Here is a 26,402-nt window from a genome sequence, read left to right as displayed (position 1 = left end):
TCTCACTGCGGGCGGCTCAGGCGCTCACGGCTCTCGCATCGTCGCGGGGCCGATCAAAGGCATGTCCATGTCGCGATACCTCCTGCTGTCCGGGGCCGTAGCGCCCTGCCTCCTGCTTGCCGTTCCTGCATCCGCCCAGAGCGTCGCCCGATCGGACGACATCGTCGTCACCGCCACCCGGTCCGCCCGGATGCTGGCGGACGTGCCCGCGAGCGTCAGCATCGTCACTGGCGACAGGATCGAGAGCACGCCCGCGAGGACGATCGACGACGTGCTCCGACGGGTCCCCTCGGTCGATCTGCCGATCGCGAGCACCGACGAGCAGCACCCGACCAACACCATCGTGTCCATGCGGGGCTTGAGCGGCATCCGCTCGCTCGTCCTGCTCGACGGCGTGCCAATCAACGATCCCTTCTTCGGCTACGTCCAGTGGAGCGAGGTGCCGCTGGAGACGATCGACCGCGTGGAGATTGTCCGCGGCGGCGGCGCGCCGCTATGGGGCAACTACGCCATGGGCGGCGTCATCAACATCCTGACCAAGCCGATCGACAGGGACGCCCTGACGGCAGAGGCGGCCGGGGGCAGCCGCGGCTCGTACCGCGCGGACGGGCACGCCGCGCTGGCGGGCGCCGGCTTCGGCTTGGGCCTGGATGCCGGCATCAATCACAGCGACGGCTATGTCGAGCAGGTGAGAAGCGCGCGCGGCGCGATCACGGTGCCGACCGCGTTCACCGCGCACACCGTTGCCTCGTCCGGGAACGCGGATCTCGCGCCCGACCTCACCCTGCGGGCGCGGGCCAGCTATTACGACAACGACCAGACCTTCTTAACCCGGCTGAACACCAACGATCAGCGCACCTGGCGCGGTACCGCCACGCTGAGCTGGACGCCGGGCGAGGGCAGCTCGGTGGAGCTGACCGCCTTCCACGATGACGAGCGGTTCGTCACCAACAACACCGGCACGCCGGACGGCGCCGGCCCGTATGATGCCGAATACGTCCAGAACAGCCATCGCACCCGGGCGCGGGACTGGGGCGCTTCGCTGATCTGGACGCGGGCGTTCACCGGGGCGCTGCGCTCGCTCTCGCTGGGGGCGGACTATCACGGCATACGGGGGCGCGACGACGCGCGCATCTTCGACGAGGCCGGAAGCTACTTGCGAACCGACACCGGCTCGGGCGATCAGCGCTTCCTCGGCGGCTTCGCGCAGGCCGATCTGCGCCCGCTCGACGCGCTGCAACTGCTGTTCAGCGTCCGCTACCAGGATTTCCGCAGCTTCCACGGCGTCGACAAGGCGCCGGGCGGGCTCGGCTCCGGCATCCCGGGCCGCCGCGACGGCGACGTCGATCCCCGCCTGTCGGTCCGCTACCAGCTCCCCGCTGGCTTCGCGCTGCGCGGCGCGATCTATCGCGCGTTCCGCGCGCCCACGCTTGACAATCTCTACCGCGCGGCGTCGGTGCCGGGCTACATCCTCTACGGCAACGCCGCGCTCAAGCCCGAGACGCTGGAGGGCGCGGAGGCAGGCTTTGATCTAGAGAGAGGAACGATGCGCCTGCAAGCGACCGCCTATGCCAGCCGCATCTCCAACTTCCTGACCTACCGCTACCTCGATCCCGCGACGCTTCCGGCGGGCTTCGACATCGGCGCGCGGCTCATAAACGCCGGCCGGGCGCGCAGCCGCGGCGTCGAGGCGGAGCTGAGCTGGCGGCCGGCGCCATCGCTGGAGGCGACGCTCGCCTACACCTACGCAGACTCGATCGTCACCCGGAACCCGGAAGATCCCGCCAGCGTCGGCGCGCAGCAACCCGGCATCCCGAGGCATAGGGCGAGCGCGGGCATGGACTGGATCGGCCCCTACGGCATCAGGCTCTCGCCGCGCGTCCGCTATCTGTCGCGCACCAACGGCGATCCCGACGCTCTCTACCGAACCGACGCGCACTTCATCGCCGATCTCGCCGCCAGCGCGCCGCTGCGGCACGGAATCGAGGCGTTCGCGCAGGTCGAGAACCTGTTTGACCGCCGCTATGTCGGCACCAATGACGGCTTTACCGCGCCGCTCTACGGCAAGCCGTTCACCGCCGTGGCCGGTTTTCGGCTGAAGCTGAAATGACGGCGGCGTCGTGGACAGGCAACGATTGCGGCTCCTGGATCATTTGTCGGCGATGAGCCGGCTGAGCGACGTGGAGCATGCGGACATTCGAGCCGCACGGGCGATGGCACCGGCCCGCGAGAGCGTGCCGGTGAAGCTTCTCGGCTGGCTGAGCGAACTCGCCGACCAGCCGCAGCTCATCTCGATCTGCGCGGCGACGACCGTCTTCGGCTTGGTCTCGCGCGATCGCCGGCTGGCGAGGACGGGCGCGAGGATGCTCGCCGCCGAACTCCTCGCGACGAAGCTGAAGAGCGTCGTCAAGCACCGCGTCGATCGGACGCGGCCGCGCGTGCCCGAGGACGGCGGCGCCTATCGGATGGAGGCGGGCGACGATCGCGACAGCGCCATGAACAGCTTTCCCTCGGGTCACACGGCGGGCGCCGTCGCGGTCGCGCGGGCGTTGGTGCGGGATTATTCCGGGCAGCGATGGCCGGCCTACTCGGCGGCGGCGGCCGTCGCTGCGATTCAGGTGCCGCGCTGCCAGCATTATCCGAGCGACCTCGCCGCCGGCGCCGCCCTGGGCCTCGCAGCCGAGGGCCTCGTGCACGCGGTCGAGGTCGCGGCCTCGCGGATCGCCGGCGCGGCGGACGGCCGGAGCACGTTTCGGACGAGTCCCGCGGACGCCGTACGCCTCCCTCAATCCAGCGGGCCGATCAGCCGCCGATACGCAGCCTCCGGCATGCCGTAGGAGTTGCCGGCGAACTCCTCAGCGCGGCACGGTTGCGGATGATGACGCAGCGCCGTTCGGAGCGGATGAAGCCGTTGCCTTCCAGAATGTGCAGCGCGGTGGTGACGCTCGGCCGCCTGACACGGTCGTGGCACACCAGCAGCCAGCGGGCGAGCCGCTCCTCAACGGCGTGCACCGCGTTGCTAAGCGCGGTGAAGCCGATCTGGACGTTGGGCGCCTCGCCATTGCGGAGCGGCAGCGAACGCAGGCTGGCGCTGCGCTCGGCCGCATCCTGCAGCGCGCCAATCGGGATGCGGTGGCCGCTGTCGGAAAGCTGGATGAGCGCGTCGTAGGAGGCCCAATCGGTCTCCATCGTAGCGCAGACGGGCGTGAAGCCCTCACGGCCAAACAGCCCGGCCTCGACCCGCTGCCCCTCGGACGAGGAGGCGATCAGCGAGCCGACGCCCTCGTCCAGGAAGTGCGCGTGCCCGATCAGCTGGTCGGCCTTGAACAGGACGTCGCCGCGCTCGCATGCGAACGGCTCCAGGTGATCGGCGAGCAGCGCGAAATCGTCCGGCGAGAGCTGCCGGAGCAGGCGATTGCGAAGCTCAGACTGTTCGATGGCTGGCAAGCGACAGGTCCCGAAAGTGCGTCAGGATCAAGGTCCAGCGGCGCAGCTGGAACGCTGCCCTGCCAGTGGGATTACCTCGCGCTCCGCGTGCACGCGCTATACGCGTGTAAGGCTCCTGCCGCCGGGACGCGTATGGGTCCTTGCCATGCCCAATCCCTTCGTCCGCAAGCTGGAGGCGTTCTGCGCGCTCTCGTCCGCCGAGAGGCAGGCGCTTGAACGGCTCTGCACCGAGGTGGTCGATGTCAGGGGGGCGAGGACCTGATCCAAAAGGACGAGCGTCTCAGCCACGTCCACCGGCTGATCGAGGGCTGGGCCTATCGCTACAAGCTGCTGTCCGAGGGAGGGCGCCAGATCCTCGCCTACCTGATCTCCGGCCACCTGTGCAACATCCACATCTTCATCCTGAGGACCATGGGCCACGCGATCGGGCTGCTGAGCGACGCCAGGGTGGCGCTCATCAATCCGGAGGCGATGCGCCACCTGCTCGACACGCAGCCCCGGATCGCGCGCGCGCTCTCCTGGGCGACGCTGGTCGACGAGGCGATCTCGCGCGATTGGCTGGTCAACGTCGCGCGGCGCGAACCCTATGAGCGGCTGGCGCACCTGCTATGCGAGATGTGGATGCGGATGAGCACGGTTGGTCTGGTGGCGGACGATTGCTTCGACTTGCCGCTGACGCAGCTCCAGCTTGGCGACACGATCGGGCTGACCTCCGTCACGGTCAACCGCGTGCCCCAGCGGCTGCGCGCGAAGGGGCTCATCAGCCTGCGCGACCGGCAGTTCACGATCCTCGACGCCGCGCGGCTGAAGGAGGTGGGCGGCTTCAACGGCAATTATTTCGATCGCGAACGATCGGGATCGGCGCTGGTGATGGAGTAACGCTTGAGCGGAACGCATCCGAAAGCCTCCGTCCATGCTGATCTACCGCCCCGTGTCCGTCGACACCGCAGCAAGGACGGCTCGCCGAGACGCTGAGGAGAGCCAACAAGTGGATTGCCAGATGCGCGGTTGCCGATCCCGTGTCGTTTAGAGGAGAAGCGGTGAGATTGCGCGCTCCGACATCTCTGCTTAATCCACCTGACATACCAATTGGCGCCATCGACAACGTGTGTACCCTGCATGACCCTTTCCCCCAGATCGACCTAGGACAGCGCTGCTCAGGATCGAAGTGCTGGTACGAGGCACCGGGGCAGATGACCGAAATCAACGTGAACTATTTAGCCAAAGGGCTGAGACCGAGCGGCTGATGGCCCAGGCATCCTCATACGACGCGCAGAGATGGCGCACGACGCTTCCAGGCGCCGTATCTTAGCGATGCGCGGTAAAGCGAAGCGGCGAGGGGCGCAGCTGCGATGAACGTCGCTTCCGTCGAGCAAAGCCGGGAGGCGCTGCTGCCGAAGAGGCTGGAACGTCTCGCCGGCCTGAATGCATCCGAGACGGACGCGCTGGCGGGCGCCTTCGGACCGGCGAAGAAGATTTCCGCCGATCGCGAGCTTGTCAGTGAAGGTGAGGAGCCTTCACATGTCCACGTCCTGATCGACGGCTGGGCCGCGCACTAGAAACTGCTGCTCGACGGGCATCGGCAGATGCCCGCGCTGCTGCTGCCGGGCGACGTCTGCGACATCGTCGGCCTCTACGTTCGCCGCTACGATTATAGTGTCGTGATGTTGATCGCTTGCCACGTCGCCAGCATCGGCCGGGACGCGCTGCTGAACCGGATCGACGAGTATCCGCGGATCGGGCAGGCGCTCACCTGGCTCGCCTTTGTCGAGAATGCGGTGCTTTCCGAGTGGATCGCGTGCCTGGGCAGGCGATCCGCGCGCGAGCATCTCGCCCACCTGCTGTGCGAACTCCATGCCAGGCTCGACGCGGTGGCCGCGTCGACGGGGGCGGCTACCTGCTGCCGCTGACGCAGGAGGAACTGTCGGACGCGCTGGGGCTCACCTCCGTCCACGTCAACCGCACGCTCCAGGGATTGCGATCGGACGGGCTGATCGCGCTCGAGAACTACCGCCTGACGATACTCGACATGCCCGCTCTCCAGCGTGCCGGCGGGTTCTCGCCGGATTACCTGCACCTGGGCGGCATGAGGCCGGCCGCGCTCGCCGCCTGAACATCGCGCTCGTCAAGGATCGTCTTGCGATCGGCGGCGGTGCGACGGCAGCCTAATGCGGTGTCGCGTACCAGATCATGTGCGTCGGCCCCTTGCCGTTCTCGCGGGCGCGTACCCGCGCCTCCTCGACGGCGAAGCCCGCCTCTCCCAATCGCCGCGTGAACGCGCGGTCGGCGCCGGCGGACCAGACGGCCAGGACGCCGCCGGGCCGCAGCGCGCGGCGGGCGCGCGCCAGTCCGTGCGCGGTGTAGAGGCCGTCATTGGCCTGCCGCGTCAGCCCGTCCGGGCCATTGTCGACGTCGAGCAGGATGGCGTCATACCCGCCGTCGCCGGACGCCATCAGCTCCGCCACGTCCTCGAACCTGATCTCGACGCGCGGATCGTCGAGGCAGCCGCCGGTGATCGCCGCCATCGGCCCGCGTGCCCAATCGATTACCGTCGGCGCGATCTCCGCGACGACGATCCTCGCGCGGGCGCCGCTTTCGGCGAGCACGGCGCGTAGCGTGAAACCCATGCCGTAGCCGCCGATCAGCACCCGCGCATCCGCCGGGGATCGCAGCCGGCGGCAGGTGGTGGTGCCGAGCGCGGTTTCGGAGCCGCTCATCCGGCTGCTCATCAGCTCGTTGCGATCGAGCATGATGATGAAGTCGCGGCCGTGCCGGACCAGGCGGAGCGGGGCGGCGCCCGGCACCTCCGCCAGGCCCAGCACCTCGCGGGGGATCACCGCTTGCGGGCCTTTCGCGCCGCATAGCGCGCGTCGCGAGCCGCCTTCTGCTCCGCCTCGGTCAATTTGGGGCGCTCCGGCCGCTTGGCCGCCTCCGCCTCCGCCCTCAAAGCTTCGGCCTCGCGCGCCTGCTCCGCGAGCTTGGCCGCCTTCTCCTCGGCGGTGGCACGAAGGCGGGCCTCGCGCCGTTCGGCGGCGGCGGCGTCGCGGGCCGCGCGCGCGGCCTGCCGCTCGGCGATGAGCGCGGCATCGGGAGCCGGCGCAGCGCGCAGCTTCTCCAGCGCGCTCTGCTTAGCGGCGCGGGCGGCCGCGGCGCGTTCGTTGAAATCGGGAGCCTTGAACTTCGCCATCTATGACCTGCTGCGTTGCGGCGGTGAAAAGGACCGCGAGATGAGCCCTCGTCGCCGCCCTGCCACAGGATCGGGGCTCCGCGCCACGCCGTTTACCAAGGGCGCGGCGTGGGAGGGGGCCGCCCCCCTCGGGCACGGCCGCGAACCGCGCTCCGCTATGTCCTACCAGCCGGCCGGCGCGCCGTCCTTCAGCCGCGCGGCAAAACCCTTGCGCAGCTTGGCGAGCTTGGGCGGTATCATCGCGACGCAGTAGGAGCTGCGCTGCCCGGCGCCGTTCCAATAGCCCTGGTGATAGGCCTCCGCCGGATACCAGGTGGCGTCCGGTTCGATGGTCGTCACGATCGGTGCGGCGAAATCGCCCCGCGCGCGCTCGATCGCGCGCTCGGCCTCCTCGCGCTGCTCGGGGGAATGGGGAAAGATCGCCGAGCGGTATTGGGTGCCGACATCGTTCCCCTGCCGGTTGAGCTGCGTCGGGTCGTGCGTGTGGAAGAAGATGTCGAGGAGGTCTCCATAGCCGATCGCCGCCGGGTCGAACCCGATGCGCAGCGCTTCGGCATGACCGGTGCGGCCCGAACAGACCTGCTCGTAGCTCGGATCGACAGTCTGGCCACCGATATAGCCACTCTTGACAGTGTCGACGCCCGCGATGTCCTGGAACACCGCCTCGACGCACCAGAAGCAGCCGCCGGCGAAGGTCGCGATCTCGTGGCTCATGTAACGCTCTCCCGCTCGCCGCGAGATGGGAGCGCGTGGGCGTGCCGGCAAGTGCTCCGCAGAGCGCGTCGTGGGTGGCCGCAGCCTGACTCGGTGGTCGGTCCCATCAGGCGGTGAGCGGCAGGCTTGGGTCCCAACGGGTGAACCCGGCTCGACCCTCGCCGCCTGCGCGCGTCATCTCCGGTCCGACGTGGCCCTGCGGATCGCCGCGTCGCAGACTTTGCGGTCGAACGCGACCGCTGCTGCTGAGAGATGGCGTGCCGGCGCCCTCCACGTCGGGCGATCGCGCGGGCTCTGGCCTGAGGAGCGGCGCGCTTGGGGCCGGGGAGCGGGGATGCTATCGCGGCGGCAACTCGTTCCGGGAATTCCGACACCGTGGGTACATCGATTGAAACGATCCGCAACTTCTCGATCATCGCGCATATCGATCACGGCAAGTCGACGCTGGCGGACCGGCTGATCCAGCGGACGGGGGGCCTGACCGACCGCGAGATGACGGCGCAAGTGCTTGATAACATGGACATCGAGAAGGAGCGCGGGATCACCATCAAGGCGCAGACGGTGCGCCTGGATTACAAGGGCCACGTCCTCAACCTGATGGACACGCCCGGCCATGTCGACTTCGCCTACGAGGTCTCGCGCAGCCTCGCGGCGTGCGAGGGCGCGCTCTTGGTGGTGGACGCGGCGCAGGGGGTGGAGGCGCAGACGCTCGCCAACGTCTACCAGTCGATCGAGCACGACCATGCGATCGTCCCCGTCATCAACAAGATCGACCTGCCCGCCGCCGACCCGGACAAGGTGAAGGCCGAGATCGAGGACATCATCGGCCTGCCCGCCGCCGGCCATTGGCAGGACGGGGGGGCCGTGCTCGCGTCGGCCAAGACGGGGATCGGCATCGACGAGATCCTCGACGCGATCGTGGCGCGCGTGCCCCCGCCCAAGGGCGATGCGGACGCGCCGCTCAAGGCCATGCTCGTCGATAGCTGGTACGACCCCTATCTCGGCGTCGTCATCCTGGTGCGCGTGATCGACGGATCGATCCGCAAGGGCCAGCAAGTGCGCTTCATGAACGCGGGCACCACCCACCTAATCGACCGCGTCGGCTGCTTCCGCCCCAAGATCGAGGTGCTGCCCGAGCTCGGCCCCGGCGAGATCGGCTTCATCACCGCCCAGATCAAGGAGGTGGCGCAGACCGCGGTGGGCGACACCATCACCGATGCCCGGCGCCCGGCGGCCGAGGCGCTACCCGGCTTCAAGGAGGTGCAGCCCGTCGTCTTCTGCGGCCTGTTCCCGGTGGACGCGGCCGAGTTCGAGAAGCTGCGCGAGAGCCTGTACAAGCTGCGCCTCAACGACGCCTCCTTCTCGTTCGAGATGGAGACGAGCGCGGCGCTGGGCTTCGGCTTCCGCTGCGGCTTCTTAGGCCTCCTCCATCTGGAGATCATCCAGGAGCGGCTGACGCGCGAGTATGACCTCGATCTCATCACCACCGCACCTTCCGTCGTCTACAAGATCTACCTGACGCACTCCAAGACCGAGGCCGCCAAGACGATCGAGCTGCACAACCCCGCCGACATGCCCGATCCCAACCGCATCGAGCGGATCGAGGAGCCGTGGATCGAGGCGACGATCTACGTGCCCGACGAGTATCTCGGCTCGATCCTGAAGCTGTGCCAGGACAGGCGCGGCATCCAGAAGGATCTCACCTATGTGGGCGGCCGCGCGCAACTGAAGTACGAACTGCCGCTGAACGAGGTGGTGTTCGATTTCTACGATCGGCTGAAATCGATCTCGCGCGGCTATGCCTCGTTCGATTACGAGCAGATCGGGTACAGGGAGGGCGATCTCGTCAAGATGTCGATCCTCGTCAACAACGAGGCGGTCGACGCGCTCTCCATGATCGTCCACTCCGGCACCGCCGAGACGCGCGGGCGCGGCATGTGCGAGCGGCTGAAGGACCTGATCCCCCGCCACATGTTCAAGGTGCCGATCCAGGCGGCGATCGGCGGCAAGGTGATCGCCCGCGAGACGATCGCCGCGCTGCGCAAGGACGTGACCGCCAAATGCTATGGCGGCGACGCGACGCGCAAGCGCAAGCTGCTGGAGAAGCAGAAGGAGGGCAAGAAGCGGATGCGGGAATATGGCAGCGTGAGCATCCCGCAGGAGGCGTTTATCGCGGCGTTGAGGATGGGCGAAGACGCCTGAGGCTAAGGAGGGGATTGCGCAGCAATCGCCGAGTTAGCCGAGGACCGGCGTCGAGCCGGCCGACGAGGGGTGCCCGCAAAGTACTACTTTGCGGGGTGCCCCGACGACCGGCCGGGCTCGCCCCCGGCCGTGTCGATCGACGACGCGGGCTTCGCCCGTGGCGGCTATCCGCTCAAGCTGGTCATCGATGAGCAGATACGGCAGTGCCATGAGTGGACATTGTGGCGCAGGTTTCTGGCACCGGCAAGACCTTGCGAAACTGTGGCGGGGTCTACAGCCTCGAAACCGACCGGTTGTGACACCGCCACATCAGGCGACCTATTTTGGCAAAGCGCTGAGTAGCTCCGCTTGACGCTCCGCATTCTTGAATATGTTACCTGGATAGGCCTCAGGGAATTTATCTGCGATAGCCTCATTGAGCGCAGCTAGTGTTAAGGAGGTGAGTTTGCGCGCCTCGCTTTCCAGTTCAACGACTGGCCGATCTGACTCCAATGCGGCTCGTCCTATAAATTCATAGACATAGAATAGTATGAACCGGTTCGCATGAACGGATGTGAGTCTTTCTTTGCTTGTTAGCTTCGCGCCTTCCTTAATAAGTTCGTCGTCAACGGCGTTCATAACCTGAACAGCTCGCCAAAGAAAGATGGCACTCGTTCCTGAATTAAATAGCTTGGTATATGGCTCTTTCTTCGTGTCCTCCCAGAGACTGCTAATGTAGCGTTTGGCTGACACCGCCAAGCGTAGCTCACCCGCTGCGCAAGCGGCAGCCACTGTAGCTGATCTTATCGTAAAGCCATGACTGCGCTCAGGTTCCTTATCCCCACGTCTGTAAGTGTATATTAGCCCATGTTGGAGAGCTTCGCGACGGATCCGATCTTGGTTTGGATCAGCAGCCACAAAGTCTACTGGATTTAGATCATTTTGTGTGTTGTTGGCGCTAGTGACTTTCTCAGAAAAATTGTCTGGTGTGTCACTAAGCGAGATAATTCTAAGATGGACTCGTATTTTGGATAGGTCACCGTCAGATTGCCTAGCGCGCGCTAGCGACGTGATTGTTTGAGCACCATTGATGATGCTTATCTTTTTTACTTCGAAAACACCGCTAGCGGTATCTGGTCCACCGAGAGGCAGCTTATCGACAGATTCGCAAATGGCTGTAATGCCGTTGTTATAGTACCAGAATGCGTCAGGCTCTCCGCGAGCAGTACTTATGATCCCGTCGTTTACCTCGGACTTTTCAATACCGTAGCGAAGGTTTTCGGCAAACAGCTTGTTTCCGTGCCCCTCGTACCATCCCACAACGTCAGTTGCAGCTACGGAGCCGTACACAGCTCGATATGGGCCGGAAAGCAGTCCCCAATTAGCCAGCATCACATTGAAATTGATGTTTTCTGGCCGTGTATGAGATCTGGCTATCTTTGCAGCCTCAGGAACTCGAAACTCATTAAATGAAACAAATTCAGGATTGTATTCATTTTCTTCCTGAACAAACTGCGCTATCTTTGGATTTATGTTCTCTGCAATAGGACGCCCACTCGTGTGAGCTAGTACCATGTACACATCGGTATCAATATTGGACAGCTGCTGCTCAATATCAGACTTGAACCGATGTAGATTTGCATTCTCTGCTGTCCAGTTTAATGTTAGTACATTCCTCACGCCGTCCCTGAAACGCACGAAATCGTTTAGCTCTATTCCTTTGTCCATGTTGACACGCCACTTGGACTGTCCAAAATACACGCGAGCATTCTTTTTATCTACATAGACAGCGTCAATACCGTCGTCGGCACCGCCATCAGTTATCGCCGCTGCGGCATCTGACGCAGACAGGCCAATCTCGTCCAAGAAGAACAACGCTAAATACGATCGCGTGAGGAAGTATTGCTCCTTCTCAGCAGGCTGCTTGTTTTCGACGTCAATCAGATCAATGTGACCGTCGAAAATGTCATGGAGCCGTTTGGCTATCTGCGTTAAAATGAGTGGAGTTTTGGCTTTGCCAGGTTCCTGTTCCATACCCGCCTTCTGCCGCGCAATTGACGCTATGATAGGACGAGTTGCTACCGGCTGCTAGCGCCGTTCTAAGTGTCAAAACCGAGCGGTTGTGACACCGATCGAACGGTTGCATCCTGCCGCGCGGTACTCAGAAGCCGCCGGTCTGCCAACGACTATCCCTCCCCCTCCGCTGCATCCAGCCTCTCGCGCATCTCCTCCAGCTTGATCCGCAGCCGCTCCTTCGCGCTCACCTCGTCGCGCTCCTGCCTGGCGTACCACTCGCGCTCCCACTCCTCGTAGAGCGCGCGGCGCACGTGCGGCGGCACGCGGCTGCGCTGCTGGCTGGCGCCCCAGCCCTCGGGGTCGTGGTGGCGCAGCACGGCGTTGAGCAGGCGGTCGTTGTAGCGGCGCTCCTCGCCGACCTGCTCGCCCTTGTAGAAGATCGGCCTGGGCACGCCGTAGATTGCGCGTTCCAGCGCGATGTCGTGGAGGCGCTGGACGCCGAGCGCCTGCGCCTCGTCCCACGCCGCCGCGAACTCGCCCGCGCCGTCGGCCTTGCGCAGCAGGTAGACGCCGACGGTCGCCATGCCGACCGCCAGGCAGGCGCGCGCGACGCTGCCCGTCTCGGCCAGCGCCTTGATGAAGGCGCGCTGGCGCGGGTAGGTCCAGCCGTCGTAGCGGCAGGTCGCGCGCGGCACGGGCGCGAAGTGCGGCGCGCCCTCCAGCATGTCGGCGGCGACCGGCACGGGCGCGGCGCGGCGCTTTCGCTTCCCGCGCGGGCGGCGGGCGCCGGTCACGGGCTCGCGGGAGCCGCGCTCGGCCTCGTCCTCGGCGGCGCGGCGCGGATCGTTGCTGTCGGTCATGGCCTGTCCCCCCGGACGTTCCGGCTCAGGCTTCGTCAGCGCAGGCGGGTGATCTGGCGGCCGAACATCGCGCGCTCGTTGGCCAGCACGCGCGCGGTGAGCGCGGCCTGATCGGGCGCGGGCGTGTGGACGTGGTGGGCGATCACGGTCTCCAGCCAGTGGCGCTCGGCGTCGCGGAACAGCGCGTCGGAGGCCTCGGGCTGGCGCTCGGCGCCGGGGACGGGGTTGCAGGGGATGTGGGTCATCGGTTCGACTCCTGATCGGGAGCGAACCCATATGGCACCACGCAGCCGTGTAGGACAGCGTTTTTCTGGTGCGTGGACGCGGGGCGGGGCGGGGGTGCGGCTTGCAAGCGGGGGGCGCTCGCCTAAGCTCGCGGCTCTTTGGTCCAGCCTCCGGAGCTTGCCCGTCATGCGCGTCCGCCGCCCGCCCGCCGCTCCCGTGCCCGCCGTCCCCGCGCCGGCACGCGGTTGAGCGGCGCGGTGGCGGCGGGGCGCGACGCCGGGCTCGCGCGCGGCATCGGCGCGTTCGGGCTCGCCGCCGCGATCGTCAACGTCGTCGTCGGCGCGGGGATCTTCACGCTGCCCGCCGGCATGGCGCGCGCGGCGGGGCCCTGGGCGCTCGTCGCCTACCTGCTGTGCGCGGTGGCGATGGCCGCGGTGGTGCTGTGCTTCGCGGAGGCCGGCAGCCGCGTGCCGACCAGCGGCGGCACCTACGGCTATGTCGAGGCGGCGTTCGGGCCCCAGGCGGGGTTCGTGGCGGGCGTGCTGCTGTGGCTGTCGTGCGTGCTCGCCGCCGGCGGCATCGCGTCGGCCTTCGCGGACGCCGTGGGGCGGATGGCGCCCGCGCTGGCGGGGCCGGGGGGGCACGCCGCGCTGATCGTCGCGGCGCTGGGCACGCTCACGCTGGCCAACCTCGCCGGCGTGCGCGTCGCCTCGCGGCTGGTGGCGGCGACGACGGTGGTGAAGCTGGTGCCGCTGGGCGTCTTCGTGCTCGTCGGCCTGTTCTTCGTGCGCGCGCCCGCGCTGCACGAGGGCGCCGCCCCCGACGCCGCCGGGATCGGGCGCGCGGTGCTGCTGTCGCTGTTCGCCTTTCAGGGCATGGAGACCGCGCTCGGCGCCAGCGGCGAGGTGGCGGACCCGGCGCGCACGCTGCCCCGCGCGCTGATCGGGGCGATGGCGTTCGTGGCGGGCTTCTACGTCGCGATCCAGCTCGTCGCGCAGGGCTTGCTGGGCGGCGCGCTCGCCGCCGCGCCGACGCCGCTCGCCGACGCGATGGCGACGATCGACCCGCGCCTCGGCCTGCTGCTCGTCGTCGGCACGGCGGTGTCGATGGGCGGGTGGCTGGGATCGGACCTGCTCGGCGCGCCGCGCGTGCTGTTCGCCTTCGCGCGCGACGGCTTCCTGCCGCGCTGGCTGGGCGGGGTGTCGGCGCGCGCCCAGGTGCCCGCGCCCGCGATCCTGACGCATGCCGTGATCGCCGCCGGCCTCGCGATCACCGGGACGTTCGAGACGCTGGTGGTGCTCTCGGTGCTGTCGGCCTGCGCGCTGTATCTCGGCGGCTGCGCGGCGGCATGGGTGCTCAGGCGGCGCGAGGTGGCGCTGGCCGGCGTGCCGCTGCGGCTGCCCGCGCTGGAGGCCTGGGCGGTGACGGGATGCGGCAGCATGGCGGCCGTGATCCTGCTCGCCCGCTGGGACGAGATCGCGGCGCTGGCGGGCGAGATCGCCGCCTCCTGCCTGATCTACGCGGTGGCACGGCGGCGGGGCGGGGCTGCGGGGTCGGGCGGCTAGATCGCCGCGCAGCGGCGGGCTGGCGTCTCTCGAACAGGGATGAGGCCCCAGCCTCATGAGCTGGGAGCCGCCGGCGTCGGGGCGAGCTGGACCATGGCGGGGCGGCCGCGAGCTTGTCGGAGCGCGTCGCGCTTCGGCGAAAGCGCTTCGGCTTCGTGCGGAACCGTTCGCCAGGATTGCACTCGCGGTAGAGCCGCCTGCTGACGCCGCACCGCGGCATTGCCCCTCGCAGTTCCTGGTCAAAGCCACGCGATTCCGCAGCCGGTGGAACATTCGTGCGGCCAGCCGTCAGTTTAGCCTACGCTCTCCGGCTCAAGTCGGCGAGAGGCTGCCAATCCGTTCTAGCAGGTGCGAGCGCGTGTTGCCTTGGGAAACGATGTTTCCGAGCAGCCCGGCCAATGTCTTTCCAAGAGGCTCGCGGCATGCGGTCCTGCGTTAACCGCCAGGGTGCTGACCGGACGGGCTGCGAGCGCCTCGCGCCCCGCCACCGATCATGACCCGAGAGCGACATGGCAGCGTCGACCAGATTTCCCGAGCGCCGTGCGTCACTTCGACCCACGCGAGGTCCTACGATCCCGTCATGCGCCACTGGGTCCCAAGACATCGCTGACGTCCATTTTCTGGCAACACGACACGCCGCCATCCACGGTCAAGCGTATTCCCGTCAGGAACTTCGACTCGCGTGAGGCCAGGTATGTCGCCGCGTATGCAACGTCGATCGGGCGACCGGTCTCGAGGATCTGCTTCTTCATCACCATTTCGATCAGCGGTTTGTGGAGCTCGTCTTGGCCCTCTGGTATGATCAGACCGGGTATGATCGTGTTGCAGCGGACATTCGATGGTCCGTATTTGAGCGCGATCGCACCGCATAATGCGTTGATCCCACCCTTTGCGGTCGTGTACGCATCGAGACCAATCGTGGCGCGCATGCTAACTATGGACGAGACGTTGACGATCGAGCCGCTACCGGCCTTGATCATCTCGGGTATTGCGTACTTGCAGCCCCAGAACACCGAGGTCAGCGTGCCACTTATCACGCGTTCCCAGCGCTCGGTTGTGAGATCCGCGATCGAGCCGTCAAGCGATCCCGTCGAGACCTGATCCGTCGGCGCGGCGTTGTTTACCAGAACCGTCAGCTTGCCGAACTGACGTATGGCTTCCGCGATCATGTCGACGATTTCGCCTTCCTGCTCCACATCGGCGCGGACGAAAGACGCGGTACCTCCGGCCGCGACGATGGCTTCCACCACCTCGCGACCGCGCTCGATGCTGCGCCCCGTCACGAGCACCTTGGCACCCTCCCGGCCGAACATCTCGGCCGTCGCACGGCCGATGCCGCTCGTCGCCCCGGTGACGATCGCTACCTCGCCGTCGAGCCGTCCCATCCGATCCTCCTCCGCTGCAGGTCCGTCGCCGTCGCTTACTCGATCGACTCAGAATGTGATGACGCTACGCGCCACTCCGCCCTGCGTCATGTGGACAAAGCCCTCGTTGATCTCGGCAAGCGGGATGGTGCTCGACACCAGTTCGTCGAGCATCAGGCGGCCCGCCTGGTAGTGCGAAACGAGTTGCGGCATGAATATCTGGAAGGGCGCACTGCCCATCAGGCTGCCGATCACGCGCTTCTCGGTGAAGGTGAAGGCGGTGATCGGCAGCGGAAGTTCGGTGCTGAACGAGCCGATCCCTACCAGCACCAGCGTGCCGCCCGTCCGCACTACGCCAAGTGCCAGTCGCGCGGTTACTTCCAAGCCCACGACTTCGAAGGCGAAGTCGGCGCCGCCGCCGGTCAGTTCGATGATCGTCGCCGCGGCGTCGGGTCCGCTGATGACCGTGTCGGTCGCTCCGAACTCCCGCGCCATCGCCAGCTGCGACTCGTTGAGGTCCACCGCGATGATCCGGGCGGCGCCCGAGATGCGCGCGCCTTGGATCACGTTCAGACCGACGCCGCCGCAGCCCACGACGACCACCGTCGATCCCGGCGGAACCTTCGCGCCGTTCAAGACGGCGCCGACGCCGGTCAGCACCCCGCAGCCCAGAAGCGCCGCCGAAGCCGCGGGCACCTCTTCCGAAATCTTCACGATCGCACGGTGATGCACCACCATCTCCTCGGCGAAGCCGCCGAGATTGCTGAGCTGGTAGACCGCTTCCGCTCCCTTCGTGATGCGCGAACCTGTCTCCCGGTCGGGATTGCCGGGCCTGTCCTCGCACCGGTGCGAGTAACCGGTCTGGCACTCACGGCAGCAACCGCAAAAGGCCGTGATGCAGGTGACGACCCGATCGCCGCGCGCCAGCCCGGGGACGTCGCTGCCGACATCCTCGACGATGGCGGACACTTCATGACCGAGAACGGCGGGCAGGGGGATCGGAAGGTCGCCCTGGATAACGTGATAGTCGCTGTGGCAAAGGCCGCTGGCGAGCACGCGAAGGCGCACCTCGTCGGGACGCGGGCCATCCAGGCTCACATCTTCGATATCAAGCCGGCCTAGCTCCCGGAGCACCGCTGCTTTCATGACGTTCCTTCCTGAATTCGTTGAGCCGCATCTTGAATAGTGCCATAGGCCCGGCCGCGGATCAGTGCTCTTCTCCGCCTATACTTGCGGCAGGCAAGCAGCTACGGTCGCGATGTACCGGTGGACTTGCGGCGAGGCTGCCGTCGCCCACTGAGTAACGCGCTCCGGAAAACAGGGCAAGCGGATTCATACTGCATAGTAGGAGGCGGTGCCGGTCGCGGCGGCGATGACGCGGCCGCGCGCCCGGTCGCGTCGGCTGCCTTCGCTCGGGATCGACCTGCCGGCCTTTGATCGACGCTATCGCCAGTGACCCGTCGGCCGCCGCTTTCCCCCGGCGACCGACGACGGTTCCCAGCCAGCTCGCGAGCAGACCTGACGCCGGGCTGGATATCGTCCATCCGCTCTCGTTCAGGCGATCGCCGCACGCGCCGCATGGCGGACGTAGGCGCCGGCGCGGCGGCTTGCGGACGTGCCTTGCCACGAGCGGGCGGGCACGAACCGTTGCGACATCCCGGCTTTCCGGCCGTCACACCATCCGTGCGAGCAGCTCCGGGATCGGCACGAAGGCGAAGCCGACCGCCGAGTCCGCGATGCCGTAGGGCATGAACAGCAGGTCGCCGTGGCGAAGCGCGCCGCAGGTATAGACGACGTTGGGGACGTAGCCCTCGCGGTCCTCGGCGGCGGCGGCGATCAGCGGCTCGGACGTGCGCTTGAGGATGCGCGACGGGTCCTTCTTGTCGAGCAGCACCGCGCCCACCGAATATTTGCGCATCGCGCCGACGCCGTGGGTGAGCAGCAGCCAGCCCTCGTCGAGCTCGACGGGCGACCCGCAATTGCCGATCTGCACCATCTCCCAGGGGTAACGCGGCGCCATGAGAAGCTCGCCGTCGCCCCATTGGGTGAGCTTGCGCGAGCGGATCAGGAACAGGTTCTCGCCGTCCTGCCGCCCGACCATGACGTACCAGCCGTTCACCTTGCGCGGGAACAGCGCCATGCCCTTGTTGCGTGCGGCCGGCCCGCCCAGCGGCACCATCTCGAAGGTGCGGAAATCGCGCGTGCGGATCAGCTCGGACCGGATGCTCTCGCCATTATAGGCGGTGTAGGTGCCGAGCCACTCGACCGAGCCGTCGTCGTGGTGGAACTCGACGAGACGGAGATCCTCCAGCCCCTTGGACTGCGCCGATGTCATCGGGAAGATGACGGTGCCGCTGAGCGTGCTGTCGCGATGGCGGTGGACCTCGATGCCGCCATTCTCCAGCTCCACCGCGCTGTCGGCGGCGGTGGCGAAGGGCGGCTCGGGCGCCAGCTCGAAGAAGCTGCCCTTGGAGAGGATGCCTTCCCGGAACGCGATGGAGCTGATGTGCCCCTCGCCCACGGTGCGCAGCGACATCACGATCCGCGACGAACCCGGCGACAGGCCGCTCTGATCCGGGTGGCGGACGATCGAGGGGTTCATGATTGCCGCCGCCGCGTAGCTGTATTCGTGGCAGAAGAAGGCGCCGACGAGCTGCTGCTTGGTGTCGGAGAAGACGCCGTCGTCGAGCCCGAGCGCATCGGCGATCTGGCGGTAGCGGGTGTTGAACACCGCGCGCGTCTGCCAGTGCCGCGCCTCGAAATCCCTGAGCACGGTGGCGAGCTCGCGCTCGGCCTCCTCCTCGTTCAGCGCCATGACGCCGTTCACGATCCGGCGCGGACGGCTGGGTTTGCCGCCCTTGCTGTCGATCGGGATGTGGAACGGCCTGACCACCACGCGCGAGGCGTCCGCCTGGAGCCGGAGCGGCCAGTGCATCACCAGATCGAGCACACCGCCTCCCACCCCGGCGACGCGCCGCCGCGTTCGTCGCCGGGTCCTACCCCAGCGACGCCGCCCCGTCCCCGATCGGGACGCGGCCGCCGCCCGTCTCTTCCGCCAATTCCCGCATCGCGCAACACACAAATTGATAGGCGAGCACGGACTCGGCGCCCTGGTTGAGATTGGCGCGATCGGGCATTAGCCCGTCATAGCAGCCGCCGTCCGCGAGCGTGGCGATCGGCAAGCCGAGATCGTTGGCGCCGAGGTACCAGCCATAGGCGCGGCGTGCGGCGGCGGCCCAGCGCGGGTCGCCGCTTGCGCGGTAGGCGTCGCAGGTCGCGTCGGCGGTCGCCCACGCCTCCAGGGGCTGCTGGTCGAAGGGCAGCGGATCGGCGAAGTGGCGGCCGAAGCTGTCGGTGCCGACCGCGCGGAAAAAGCCGTCCTCGCCGGTCTGCTTGGCCTCCAGCCACTCCATCGCGGCGAGTGCGTCGCGGCGCATCGCCTCGTCGCCCAGCCGAAGGGCGGCGCGCAGCAGCGCCTGCGGCAGGCGCGCATTGTCGTAGGCGAGCACCGCCTCGAACCATGTCCAGCCCGGCCGGCGCACCGCGGCGAACTCGCGCGCCAGCCGGTCGGCGAGCGTGCGCACGAGCCCGGTCGCGACCGGATGGCCAGGATGCGCGTCGAGCATCGCGTCGGCGCCAAGGATCGCGAACGCCCAGGTGCGGGGGGAGCGCAGCGCCAGCGCGTGCGGGGCCACCTGATCGAACAGGTGCGACGCCCAGACGCGCAGATCGTGGCGCCGCGCGCGCGCGGCGGTGTCGCCGAGCGACCAGAGCGAGCGGCCGAAGCTGTCCTCCGAGCCCTCGCTCTCCAGCCACCCGCGATCGAAGCCCATGAAGTTGCGGAACCGCCCGCGCGCGCCGTTCCAGGCATGCTGCACGAAGGCCGCGTAGACGGTGGCGAGCTGGTCCGCGCGCGCGGCATCGACGCCCGTCACGCGATGCATCAGCATCAGCGCGCGGCAATTGTCGTCGACGCAATAGCCGTGGTTCCGGTCGGGCACCGAGAAGATCGAGTGCTGGATCATCCCCGTGCCGTCGGTCAGCCGCTCGATCGCGTCGAGGCGCGGCGGCACCGGCGCGTCCTCTCCCCGCCCGCCGGGACGCGGCAGCGGCGTCGGCTGTCGCGCCAGCGCGTCGTCGAACAGCGCGACATAGGCGCGTGCTACCGCCGGCCACACCATCTGCCGGCCGAGCGCGCGCGCCGCCGCGCCCATCCGTGCCTGCCGGGCAGGATCGGAGAGGATCGCGTCCGCGGCGGCGGCGAAGGCGGCGGCGTCGCCGAACGGCGCGAGCGTTCCCGCCGCACCGTCCCCGAGCAGCTCGATCGCGTGCCAGTAAGGCGTCGCCAGCACCGGACGGCCCAGCGCCACCGCCATCGACAGCGTGCCCGAGGTGATCTGCGCCTCGTTGAGGTAGGGCGTGACGAAGGCGTCGCAGGCGCCGACATGCTCGATCAGCCGATCCTCGGGCAGGAAGCCGTCGATCAGCCGGACATTGTCGCCGACGCCCAGCTCCGCCGCCAGCGCGACGAGCCCCTCGCGATAGCTCTCGCCCTGCTGCTCGACCAGGTGCGGGTGCGTGGCGCCGAGAATGACGTACAGCACGTCGGGGTGGCGCGCGGCGATCGCGGGCAGCGCGCGGATCATCGTCTCCAGCCCCTTGCCCGGCGAGAGGAGACCCGACGTCAGCAGCACGCGCCGCCCCTTGAAGCCGAGCGCCGCCTTCAGCGCCGCCGGATCGCCGGCGTCGCGATCGACCACGCCGTGCGGCACCACCGCGATGCGATCGGCGGCGATCCCGTGCACCGCCGTCAGAATGTCCCGGCCCTTCTCCGCCATCACGACCAACTTGGCCGCCCGCCTGGCGAGCGCGTCGATCACCGCCCGCTGCTCCGGGTTCGGCCGTTCGAGCACGGTGTGCAGCGTCACCACCACCGGCGCGCGAACGCGGTCCAGCAGACGCAGGAGGTGGATGCCCGCCGCGCCGCCGAAGATGCCATATTCGTGCTGGACGCAGAGCACGTCCGCGCCGCTGCCGTTGATGCGGTGCGCCGCCGCCGCGTAGTCGCCGATCTCGTCCTGCCCGATCGCGCAGACGACCGACGCGGGATAGTCGTAGCTGTGCCCGCGATCGTTCATCGCGTAGAGGTCGACCGCGAGTTCGGTGAAGGTGGTGCTGAGCGCCGCGCCGAGATTGGCCGTGAACGTCGCGATGCCGCAGAGCCGCGGCGGGCTGTTGCCGAGCAGCGCCACCCTCTTGACCTTGGTCGGCGCGGTCTCGATCATGCTGAACTCCACCCGCACCCACCCGAAATGAGCGGCTTCGCGGCCATGGGCCGACAATGTTCGAGCCGGCGCGGGGTTGCATCTCTCATTGTGCGGTGCGGCATAATCCGGTCGCGCGAGCGCCGCGGAGCGATTTTTGGCGTTGACCGGTGCGGAACGCGCGCTATCCCGTTGCTCCGGGGCCGGCAGCTGCCGAGACCCGAGAGATGTATTCGAGGGAGCTGCCCGAATGAAGAAGTTTGCGATCGTCCTCGCCGCCGCGGGTCTGATGAGCGTCGCCGCCTGCAACAAGTCGCCGCAGGCCGAAGCTGTCGAGAACGCCGGCGACAACGCCGCCGCCAGCCTCGACAATCAGGGCGACATGCTGTCGGCCGCCGCCGACAACACCAGCAACGAGGCAGCGTCCGCCTCGCTCGACAATGCCGCCGACAACGCGCACGCCTCGGCCGACAACGCCAAGGACATGGCCGAGAACAAGGCCGACGCGATGGACAAGAACTCGCACTGAGGCAGGCTCGGCCGGCGTCATGCCGGCGATCCGCCATGAGGAGGCGCCGTTCCTTCAGGGGGACGGCGCCTTTTTCGCGTTTCCGCGCCTTGGCGGCCGCGGATGCCGCCGCTATGCGGATGCACGGTCCGGGGAGTGGCGCAGCCTGGTAGCGCATCTGCTTTGGGAGCAGAGGGTCGCAGGTTCGAATCCTGTCTCCCCGACCATCCTCCAACGTCCGCGCCGCCCAAGTCTTGCGGATCGCCCGTCGCCGGGAACGGCCGCGCCGACGCCACGTTCGCGATCATTCTGGCGAGGAGACGATCATGGCGAGCAATTGGCTGGGGCTGCTGGTGGGCGCGGCGCTGGATCGCGAGGATGGCGGATCGGGCGTCATGGGCGCGATCGAGGGAACGGTGATCGAGGGCGCGGTGAAACTGGTGACGCCGCTCGTCGTCACCTTCGCGATCGGCTGGGCGGTGCAGTACGGCTTGCGGCGCGGCCTGCACGCCATCACCGGCGACGAGGCTTATCAGGGCCGTTGAACGTGCGCGGTGACGGCGCGCCGTCGCACGCCTCGGGCGCGGCTCGCCGGCTCGTCCGGCGTTGAGCGACGACGCCGCGCCGGACGGCCTGCCGCTGCCGCGACGCTGGTGGGCGATGGCGGCGATCTGGCTCGCCATGGTGATGGCGGTGCTCGACAGCGCCATCGCCAACGTCGCGCTGCCGACGATCGCGCGCGATCTCGGCGCGAGCGCCGCGGACGCGATCTGGGTGGTCAACGCCTACCAGATCGCAATCGTCATGCTGCTGCTCACCGTCGCCTCGCTGGGCGAAATCCTCGGCTATCGGCGGGTCTACGCGGCGGGGCTGGTGCTGTTCGTCGCGGCGTCCGTCGTCTGCACCCTCGCGGGCAGCCTGACCGGACTGGCGCTCGCGCGCTTCGCGCAGGGCTTCGGGGCGGCGGCGATCATGGGGATCAACGGCGCGCTGGTGCGCTTCGCCTGGCCGCGCGCGCAGCTTGGGCGCGGTATCGGCGCGAACGCGCTGGTGGTGGCGATCGCGTCGGCGGCGGGGCCGTCGGTCGCCGCCGCGGTCCTGGCGCTGGGCTCGTGGCGGTGGCTGTTCGCGATCAACGTGCCGTTCGGGCTCGCCTCGCTCGCGATCGGCTGGGCCGCGCTGCCGACGCCCCCGGTGGCGGACCGCCGCTTCGACTGGCGTTCGGCGCTGCTCGCCGCGATCGCCTTCGCGGCGCTGTTCGCGGTGGCGGAGACGCTGGCGCACGGCGGCGTCTCGCTGGCGACGGGCGTCGCGCTGCTCGTCGCCGCCGGCGCTGGCTGGCCGCTGATCCGCATCGCCCGGCGGGAGAGCGATCCGCTGATCCCGCTCGATCTGATCGGCGTGCCGCTGCTCCGCCTCTCCTACGCGGCGTCGGTCGCGTCCTTCGCGGCCATGATGATCGGGCTGGTGGCGTTGCCCTTCTACCTCCAGGCGCGCTGGGGCTTCGACCATGTCGAGGCGGGGCTCGCGATCACGGCGCTGCCGCTCGGCGTGGCGGTGGCGGCGCCGATCGCGGGGCGGCTGGTCGAGCGCGTGGCGGCGGGGCTGCTCGGCGCCGTCGGCCTCGCGCTGCTCGCCTGCGGCTACGGCGTCGTCGCGGTGCTGACGCCGGGCGCGGGCACGGCGGCGCTGGTGGCGGCGATCGCGTCGTGTGGCATGGGCTTCGGCCTGTTCCAGACGCCCAACAACCGCACGATGATGGGGGCGGCACCCGCCCGGCGCAGCGGGGCGGCGGCGGGGATGCTGGCGACCTCGCGGCTGGTCGGCCAGACGCTGGGCGCGGTGGGCGTGGCGGCCGTCTTCCGGATGGGCGACACGAGGAGCGTCATCCCCTTCCTCATCGCCGCCGTCCTCGCCGTCGTCGCGGCCGTGCTCAGCGCGCGTCGGCTGGGCGCGGCATGACCGCGGGAGACGCGGCCCCCGGCATCGGCCCCGGCCTCACCGCGATCTTCGCGATCGCGTGCGGTGCGATGGTGGCGAACCTCTACTACGCGCAGGCGCTGATCGGCGCCGTGGCGCCGGCGCTCGGTCTGCACGGAGGTGCTGCCGGACTGATCGTGACGCTGACGCAACTCGGCTACGGCGTGGGCCTGTTCCTCGTCGTCTCGCTCGCCGACCTCGTCGAGAACCGCCGGCTCATCCTCTGGCTGACGGCGGGCGCGTGCGTGGGACAGCTCGGCATCTGGCTTTCGGCCGGGGCGGCGACGTTCCTGCTCTTCTCCTTCGTAAGCGGGTTCTGCTCGGTGGGCGCGCAGATCATGGTGCCGCTCGCCGCGCACCTGGCGCCCGATGAGCGGCGCGGACGCGTCGTCGGCAACATCATGGGCGGGCTGATCGCCGGCATCATGCTCGCGCGTCCGCTCGCCAACGGGCTCGCCGCCGTCGCGGGGTGGCGCGCCATCTTCGGCGCCTCGGCGCTGGCCATGGCCGCCCTGGGCCTCGTCCTCGCCCGAGCCGTCCCCGAGCGGCGACCCACGCCCGGGCTGCGCTACGGCCCACTGCTCGCCTCCAGCCTCTCCCTGCTGGCACGGACACCCGTCATCCGCCGACGCGCCGCCTACCAAGCGACGATCTTCGCGGCGTTCAACCTGTTCTGGACGGCGGTGCCGCTGTTGCTCGCACAGCGCTTCGGGCTCGGCCAGCCGGGCATCGCGCTGTTCGCGCTGGCCGGTGCCGGCGGCGCGCTGGCGGCGCCGATCGCGGGACGCCTGGGCGATCGCGGGCATGTGCGGGTGGGGACGGCGGCGGCGCTGGCCTCCGCGGTGGCCGCCTTCGCGATCGCCGGGTGGGCGGCGACGGCGCACGCGCTCGCCATCCTCGCGGGCGCGGCGGTGGTGCTCGACGCGGCGACCCAGACGAACCAGGTGCTCGGGCAGCGCCTGCTCTACTCGATCGCGGCCGACGCGCGCGGACGGATCAACGCCGTCTACATGACGCTGGTGTTCCTGGGTGGAGCGATCGGCTCGACGCTCGCGTCGGTGAGCTACGCCGCCCATGGGTGGACCGCGACCTGCCTGATCGGCGCGGGGCTGGGCCTCGCGGCCTTCCTGCTGTTCCTCACCGAGCGGTCACCTGCCAGGGTGGGCGGATGAGGATCGCGACCTTCAACGTCAACGGCGTCAACGGCCGCTTGCCGGTGCTGCTGCGCTGGCTGGCGGAATCCTCGCCCGACATCGTCTGCCTGCAAGAGCTGAAGGCGCCCGACGAGCGCTTCCCTGCGGCCGCCATAGAGGCCGCCGGCTATGAGGCGATCTGGCACGGGCAGAAGAGCTGGAACGGCGTCGCCATCCTCAGCCGCGTCGGCACGCCGATCGAGACGCGGCGTGGGCTGCCGGGCGGCGACGACGACGCGCAGAGCCGCTACATCGAGGCGGCGGTGAACGGCGTGCTGGTCGCCGGCCTCTATTTGCCCAACGGGAATCCCCGGCCGGGCCCCAAGTTCGACTACAAGCTCGCCTGGTTCGAGCGGCTGATCGCCCACGCCGCGTCGCTGATCGAGAGCGGACTGCCCGTGGCGCTCGCCGGCGACTTCAACGTCATGCCGACGCCGCGCGACGTCTACAAGCCCGAGCGCTGGACGGAGGACGCGCTGTTCGCGCCCGAGGTCCGCGCCGCCTTCGCGCGCCTGCTCGAACAGGGCTGGGCCGACGCGCTGCGCACGCTCCACCCGCAAGAGACGATCTACACCTTCTGGGACTATTTCCGGAACGCCTATGCGCGGAACGCCGGGCTGCGCATCGATCACCTGCTGCTCAGCCCCGCCCTCGCCGGCCGTCTCGCCGACGCCGGCGTCGACGCGCACGTGCGCGGCTGGGAGAAGGCGAGCGACCACGCGCCGACGTGGATCGCGCTGACGGACGGCTGACGGTGGCGCGGCTAACCGGCGGTCACGCCTCCTGGATGGCGGATACCTTCCAATCGCGGGCGCCCGCCTGGCGGACGAAGGTCCACAACTCGGTCGTCTCGCTCGGCCGACGCTCGTCGCCCGACAGCACGGCGTTGCTCGTCCGGTCGCGCATCACGTCGATGCCCTCGTAGCGCATCGCGATCGTCGCATAGTCGGCATCGCCCTCGCGCCAGGCCTCGGACACCTCGCCGTCGAGCAGCCGCGTCGCGGAGACCTCGTTGCGGCGGCCGTGGGTGGCGTTGTCGCTAAGCTCCTCGGCCAGGAACGACATGATCTCGGGCGTCGTGATCGCACGCAGCCGGCCATAATCCTCGCGCCCGAAAGCGTCCTGCAACTCGATCAGCAGCCGCTCGAACATGGCCTGGTCGCCGGCGTCGAGCGCGATGTTCTCGCCCACCGGGCCGGCGGCATAGCCGGACGGCGGCGCATAGGCCGGTGGCGCCTCGCGATACGCAGGCTGCGCCCGGTCATCCGGCGCCGTCGCGGCGCGGCTGCCGCGAAACAGGCGAAGCGCCAGCCAGGCGACGCCGCCGATCAGCGCGAGCTGGATCAGGAACGCGAGCAGCCCGCCGCCTCCGCCGCCGTAGCCGCCATAGCCGCCGCCGAAGCCGTGCCCGAGCAGGCCGCCGATCAGCCCGCCCGCCAGCACGCCGGTGAGCAGGCCGCCGCCGAAGCCGCCGAACCGGCCACCTCGCGCACCCTGATACGGCGCCGGCGCATAGGACGGCCGCGGCGCGTAGGCCGAGCCGCCGTCGTAGGACGAGCGCGGCGTCATCGATCGCTCCAGCCCCGGCGTGTACCCCGGCGCGAGCCGCGTCGAGCGCGGCGCGGAGTAGGTCCGCGAGCCTCGGCTCCCGAAACTGCCGCCACGCCGGGCATCGGCAGGCGCCGCCGCGAACGCCGCGGCTAGGCCGAGCGCCAACGCAACCCTGGCTATGCCGCCCCTCGATCTCACCATCTCGTCGTCCTCGAAAGCCGGCCCAGCCGGCATATGGGGTCGTCGGATGCTCCTGCTCAAGATGCGACGCCACAGGACCGTCGGCGCCCGGCGAGATATCCGTCCAACAGGGCGGACACCGGCCAGCCGACCGACGCCCGCCCTGT

Annotated in this window: 25 protein-coding genes and 1 tRNA gene; 14 read left to right on the top strand and 12 right to left on the bottom strand. The window is 68.6% G+C overall.

Features of this window, described 5'->3' with window-relative positions:
* The first annotated feature begins 67 nt into the window (after positions 1-67).
* Positions 68-2,110 carry a TonB-dependent receptor gene (locus ACOFKX_RS17095; RefSeq protein WP_419828246.1) on the top strand — a complete coding sequence of 681 codons (2,043 nt, stop codon included), beginning with the start codon at positions 68-70 and terminating at the stop codon, positions 2,108-2,110.
* Positions 2,111-2,162: 52 nt separating this feature from the next.
* The gene (locus ACOFKX_RS17090) at positions 2,163-2,837 is read left to right on the top strand and encodes a phosphatase PAP2 family protein (protein ID WP_419828245.1); all 675 of its coding nucleotides are present in this window, start codon (positions 2,163-2,165) and stop codon (positions 2,835-2,837) included.
* Here ACOFKX_RS17090 and ACOFKX_RS17085 read toward each other — a convergent pair.
* Positions 2,803-3,447 carry a Crp/Fnr family transcriptional regulator gene (locus tag ACOFKX_RS17085; protein WP_419828244.1) on the bottom strand — a complete coding sequence of 215 codons (645 nt, stop codon included), beginning with the start codon at positions 3,445-3,447 and terminating at the stop codon, positions 2,803-2,805. The two genes, ACOFKX_RS17090 and ACOFKX_RS17085, sit on opposite strands and share 35 nt — an antisense overlap.
* A 411-nt stretch (positions 3,448-3,858) precedes the next feature.
* Between ACOFKX_RS17085 and ACOFKX_RS17080 the strand changes: the two genes are divergently transcribed.
* The 4 genes from ACOFKX_RS17080 (at position 3,859) to ACOFKX_RS17065 (ending at position 5,560) form a co-directional block, all read left to right on the top strand.
* Positions 3,859-4,326, top strand: coding sequence for a Crp/Fnr family transcriptional regulator (locus ACOFKX_RS17080; protein WP_419828243.1), 468 nt, complete (start codon positions 3,859-3,861; stop codon positions 4,324-4,326).
* Between the two features lie 473 nt (positions 4,327-4,799).
* On the top strand, positions 4,800-5,006 hold the full coding sequence (locus ACOFKX_RS17075) for a hypothetical protein (RefSeq protein ID WP_419828242.1): 207 nt from the start codon (positions 4,800-4,802) through the stop codon (positions 5,004-5,006).
* Between the two features lie 27 nt (positions 5,007-5,033).
* Entirely contained in the window at positions 5,034-5,357 is a 324-nt protein-coding gene (locus ACOFKX_RS17070) for a Crp/Fnr family transcriptional regulator (RefSeq protein WP_419828241.1), read from the top strand.
* Positions 5,291-5,560: a Crp/Fnr family transcriptional regulator gene (locus tag ACOFKX_RS17065; protein ID WP_419828240.1), complete on the top strand. Its 270-nt coding sequence runs from the start codon at positions 5,291-5,293 to the stop codon at positions 5,558-5,560. Before ACOFKX_RS17070 ends, ACOFKX_RS17065 begins: the two co-directional genes overlap by 67 nt.
* Before the next feature lie 52 nt (positions 5,561-5,612).
* Here ACOFKX_RS17065 and ACOFKX_RS17060 read toward each other — a convergent pair whose 3' ends face one another.
* From ACOFKX_RS17060 to msrA, 3 genes are all read right to left on the bottom strand, one after another.
* Positions 5,613-6,284 (bottom strand): spermidine synthase, encoded by a 672-nt coding sequence (locus ACOFKX_RS17060; RefSeq protein WP_419828239.1) that lies wholly within the window; start codon positions 6,282-6,284, stop codon positions 5,613-5,615.
* Positions 6,281-6,634, bottom strand: a complete 354-nt coding sequence (locus tag ACOFKX_RS17055) for a DUF6481 family protein (RefSeq protein WP_419828238.1) — start codon at positions 6,632-6,634, stop codon at positions 6,281-6,283. The genes ACOFKX_RS17060 and ACOFKX_RS17055 overlap by 4 nt, the downstream gene beginning before the upstream one ends.
* A 162-nt stretch (positions 6,635-6,796) precedes the next feature.
* Positions 6,797-7,348 carry a peptide-methionine (S)-S-oxide reductase MsrA gene (gene msrA, locus ACOFKX_RS17050; protein ID WP_419828237.1) on the bottom strand — a complete coding sequence of 184 codons (552 nt, stop codon included), beginning with the start codon at positions 7,346-7,348 and terminating at the stop codon, positions 6,797-6,799.
* A gap of 375 nt (positions 7,349-7,723) precedes the next feature.
* On the opposite strand from msrA, the gene lepA reads away from it, so the two are divergent.
* Positions 7,724-9,550 (top strand): translation elongation factor 4, encoded by a 1,827-nt coding sequence (gene lepA, locus ACOFKX_RS17045; RefSeq protein ID WP_419828236.1) that lies wholly within the window; start codon positions 7,724-7,726, stop codon positions 9,548-9,550.
* Positions 9,551-9,868: 318 nt separating this feature from the next.
* Here lepA and ACOFKX_RS17040 read toward each other — a convergent pair whose 3' ends face one another.
* The 3 genes from ACOFKX_RS17040 to ACOFKX_RS17030 all read right to left on the bottom strand — a co-directional run bounded on the left by ACOFKX_RS17040 (position 9,869) and on the right by ACOFKX_RS17030 (position 12,650).
* Positions 9,869-11,563 (bottom strand): AIPR family protein, encoded by a 1,695-nt coding sequence (locus tag ACOFKX_RS17040; protein WP_419828235.1) that lies wholly within the window; start codon positions 11,561-11,563, stop codon positions 9,869-9,871.
* Positions 11,564-11,715: 152 nt separating this feature from the next.
* A complete protein-coding gene (locus ACOFKX_RS17035; protein ID WP_419828234.1) occupies positions 11,716-12,405 on the bottom strand; it encodes a hypothetical protein in 690 nt (229 codons plus the stop codon).
* 35 nt (positions 12,406-12,440) lie between these two features.
* Positions 12,441-12,650 carry a hypothetical protein gene (locus ACOFKX_RS17030; protein ID WP_419828233.1) on the bottom strand — a complete coding sequence of 70 codons (210 nt, stop codon included), beginning with the start codon at positions 12,648-12,650 and terminating at the stop codon, positions 12,441-12,443.
* A 225-nt stretch (positions 12,651-12,875) separates the two neighbouring features.
* Here ACOFKX_RS17030 and ACOFKX_RS17025 point away from each other — a divergent pair, with 225 nt between their 5' ends.
* The gene (locus ACOFKX_RS17025; RefSeq protein WP_419828232.1) at positions 12,876-14,195 is read left to right on the top strand and encodes an APC family permease; all 1,320 of its coding nucleotides are present in this window, start codon (positions 12,876-12,878) and stop codon (positions 14,193-14,195) included.
* A 578-nt stretch (positions 14,196-14,773) separates the two neighbouring features.
* On the opposite strand, the gene ACOFKX_RS17020 is transcribed toward ACOFKX_RS17025, so the two are convergent.
* The 4 genes from ACOFKX_RS17020 to ACOFKX_RS17005 form a co-directional block, all read right to left on the bottom strand.
* Entirely contained in the window at positions 14,774-15,580 is an 807-nt protein-coding gene (locus ACOFKX_RS17020) for an SDR family NAD(P)-dependent oxidoreductase (protein ID WP_419828231.1), read from the bottom strand.
* Positions 15,581-15,628: 48 nt separating this feature from the next.
* Positions 15,629-16,705: a Zn-dependent alcohol dehydrogenase gene (locus ACOFKX_RS17015; RefSeq protein WP_419828230.1), complete on the bottom strand. Its 1,077-nt coding sequence runs from the start codon at positions 16,703-16,705 to the stop codon at positions 15,629-15,631.
* 526 nt (positions 16,706-17,231) lie between these two features.
* On the bottom strand, positions 17,232-18,494 hold the full coding sequence (locus tag ACOFKX_RS17010) for a glycoside hydrolase family 130 protein (protein WP_419828301.1): 1,263 nt from the start codon (positions 18,492-18,494) through the stop codon (positions 17,232-17,234).
* Between the two features lie 61 nt (positions 18,495-18,555).
* Positions 18,556-20,844: a glycosyltransferase family 4 protein gene (locus tag ACOFKX_RS17005; RefSeq protein ID WP_419828229.1), complete on the bottom strand. Its 2,289-nt coding sequence runs from the start codon at positions 20,842-20,844 to the stop codon at positions 18,556-18,558.
* A 229-nt stretch (positions 20,845-21,073) separates the two neighbouring features.
* On the opposite strand from ACOFKX_RS17005, the gene ACOFKX_RS17000 reads away from it, so the two are divergent.
* The 6 genes from ACOFKX_RS17000 (at position 21,074) to xth (ending at position 25,256) form a co-directional block, all read left to right on the top strand.
* Positions 21,074-21,352 (top strand): hypothetical protein, encoded by a 279-nt coding sequence (locus ACOFKX_RS17000; protein WP_419828228.1) that lies wholly within the window; start codon positions 21,074-21,076, stop codon positions 21,350-21,352.
* Between the two features lie 129 nt (positions 21,353-21,481).
* Positions 21,482-21,558, top strand: a tRNA-Pro gene (locus ACOFKX_RS16995).
* A gap of 99 nt (positions 21,559-21,657) precedes the next feature.
* Positions 21,658-21,876 (top strand): hypothetical protein, encoded by a 219-nt coding sequence (locus tag ACOFKX_RS16990; RefSeq protein WP_419828227.1) that lies wholly within the window; start codon positions 21,658-21,660, stop codon positions 21,874-21,876.
* 61 nt (positions 21,877-21,937) lie between these two features.
* Positions 21,938-23,293: an MFS transporter gene (locus ACOFKX_RS16985; RefSeq protein WP_419828226.1), complete on the top strand. Its 1,356-nt coding sequence runs from the start codon at positions 21,938-21,940 to the stop codon at positions 23,291-23,293.
* Entirely contained in the window at positions 23,290-24,483 is a 1,194-nt protein-coding gene (locus ACOFKX_RS16980) for an MFS transporter (protein WP_419828225.1), read from the top strand. The genes ACOFKX_RS16985 and ACOFKX_RS16980 overlap by 4 nt, the downstream gene beginning before the upstream one ends.
* Positions 24,480-25,256 carry an exodeoxyribonuclease III gene (xth, locus tag ACOFKX_RS16975; RefSeq protein WP_419828224.1) on the top strand — a complete coding sequence of 259 codons (777 nt, stop codon included), beginning with the start codon at positions 24,480-24,482 and terminating at the stop codon, positions 25,254-25,256. Before ACOFKX_RS16980 ends, xth begins: the two co-directional genes overlap by 4 nt.
* Positions 25,257-25,278: 22 nt before the next feature.
* On the opposite strand, the gene ACOFKX_RS16970 is transcribed toward xth, so the two are convergent.
* Positions 25,279-26,256, bottom strand: a complete 978-nt coding sequence (locus tag ACOFKX_RS16970) for a TIM44-like domain-containing protein (protein WP_419828223.1) — start codon at positions 26,254-26,256, stop codon at positions 25,279-25,281.
* Positions 26,257-26,402 lie beyond the last annotated feature (146 nt).

It is taken from the genome of Sphingomonas sp., assembly GCF_965200105.1.
Classification (GTDB): domain Bacteria; phylum Pseudomonadota; class Alphaproteobacteria; order Sphingomonadales; family Sphingomonadaceae; genus Solisphingomonas.
Note: the sequence above shows the minus strand (reverse complement) of the source record. Positions and strands in the feature narration are given on the sequence as shown.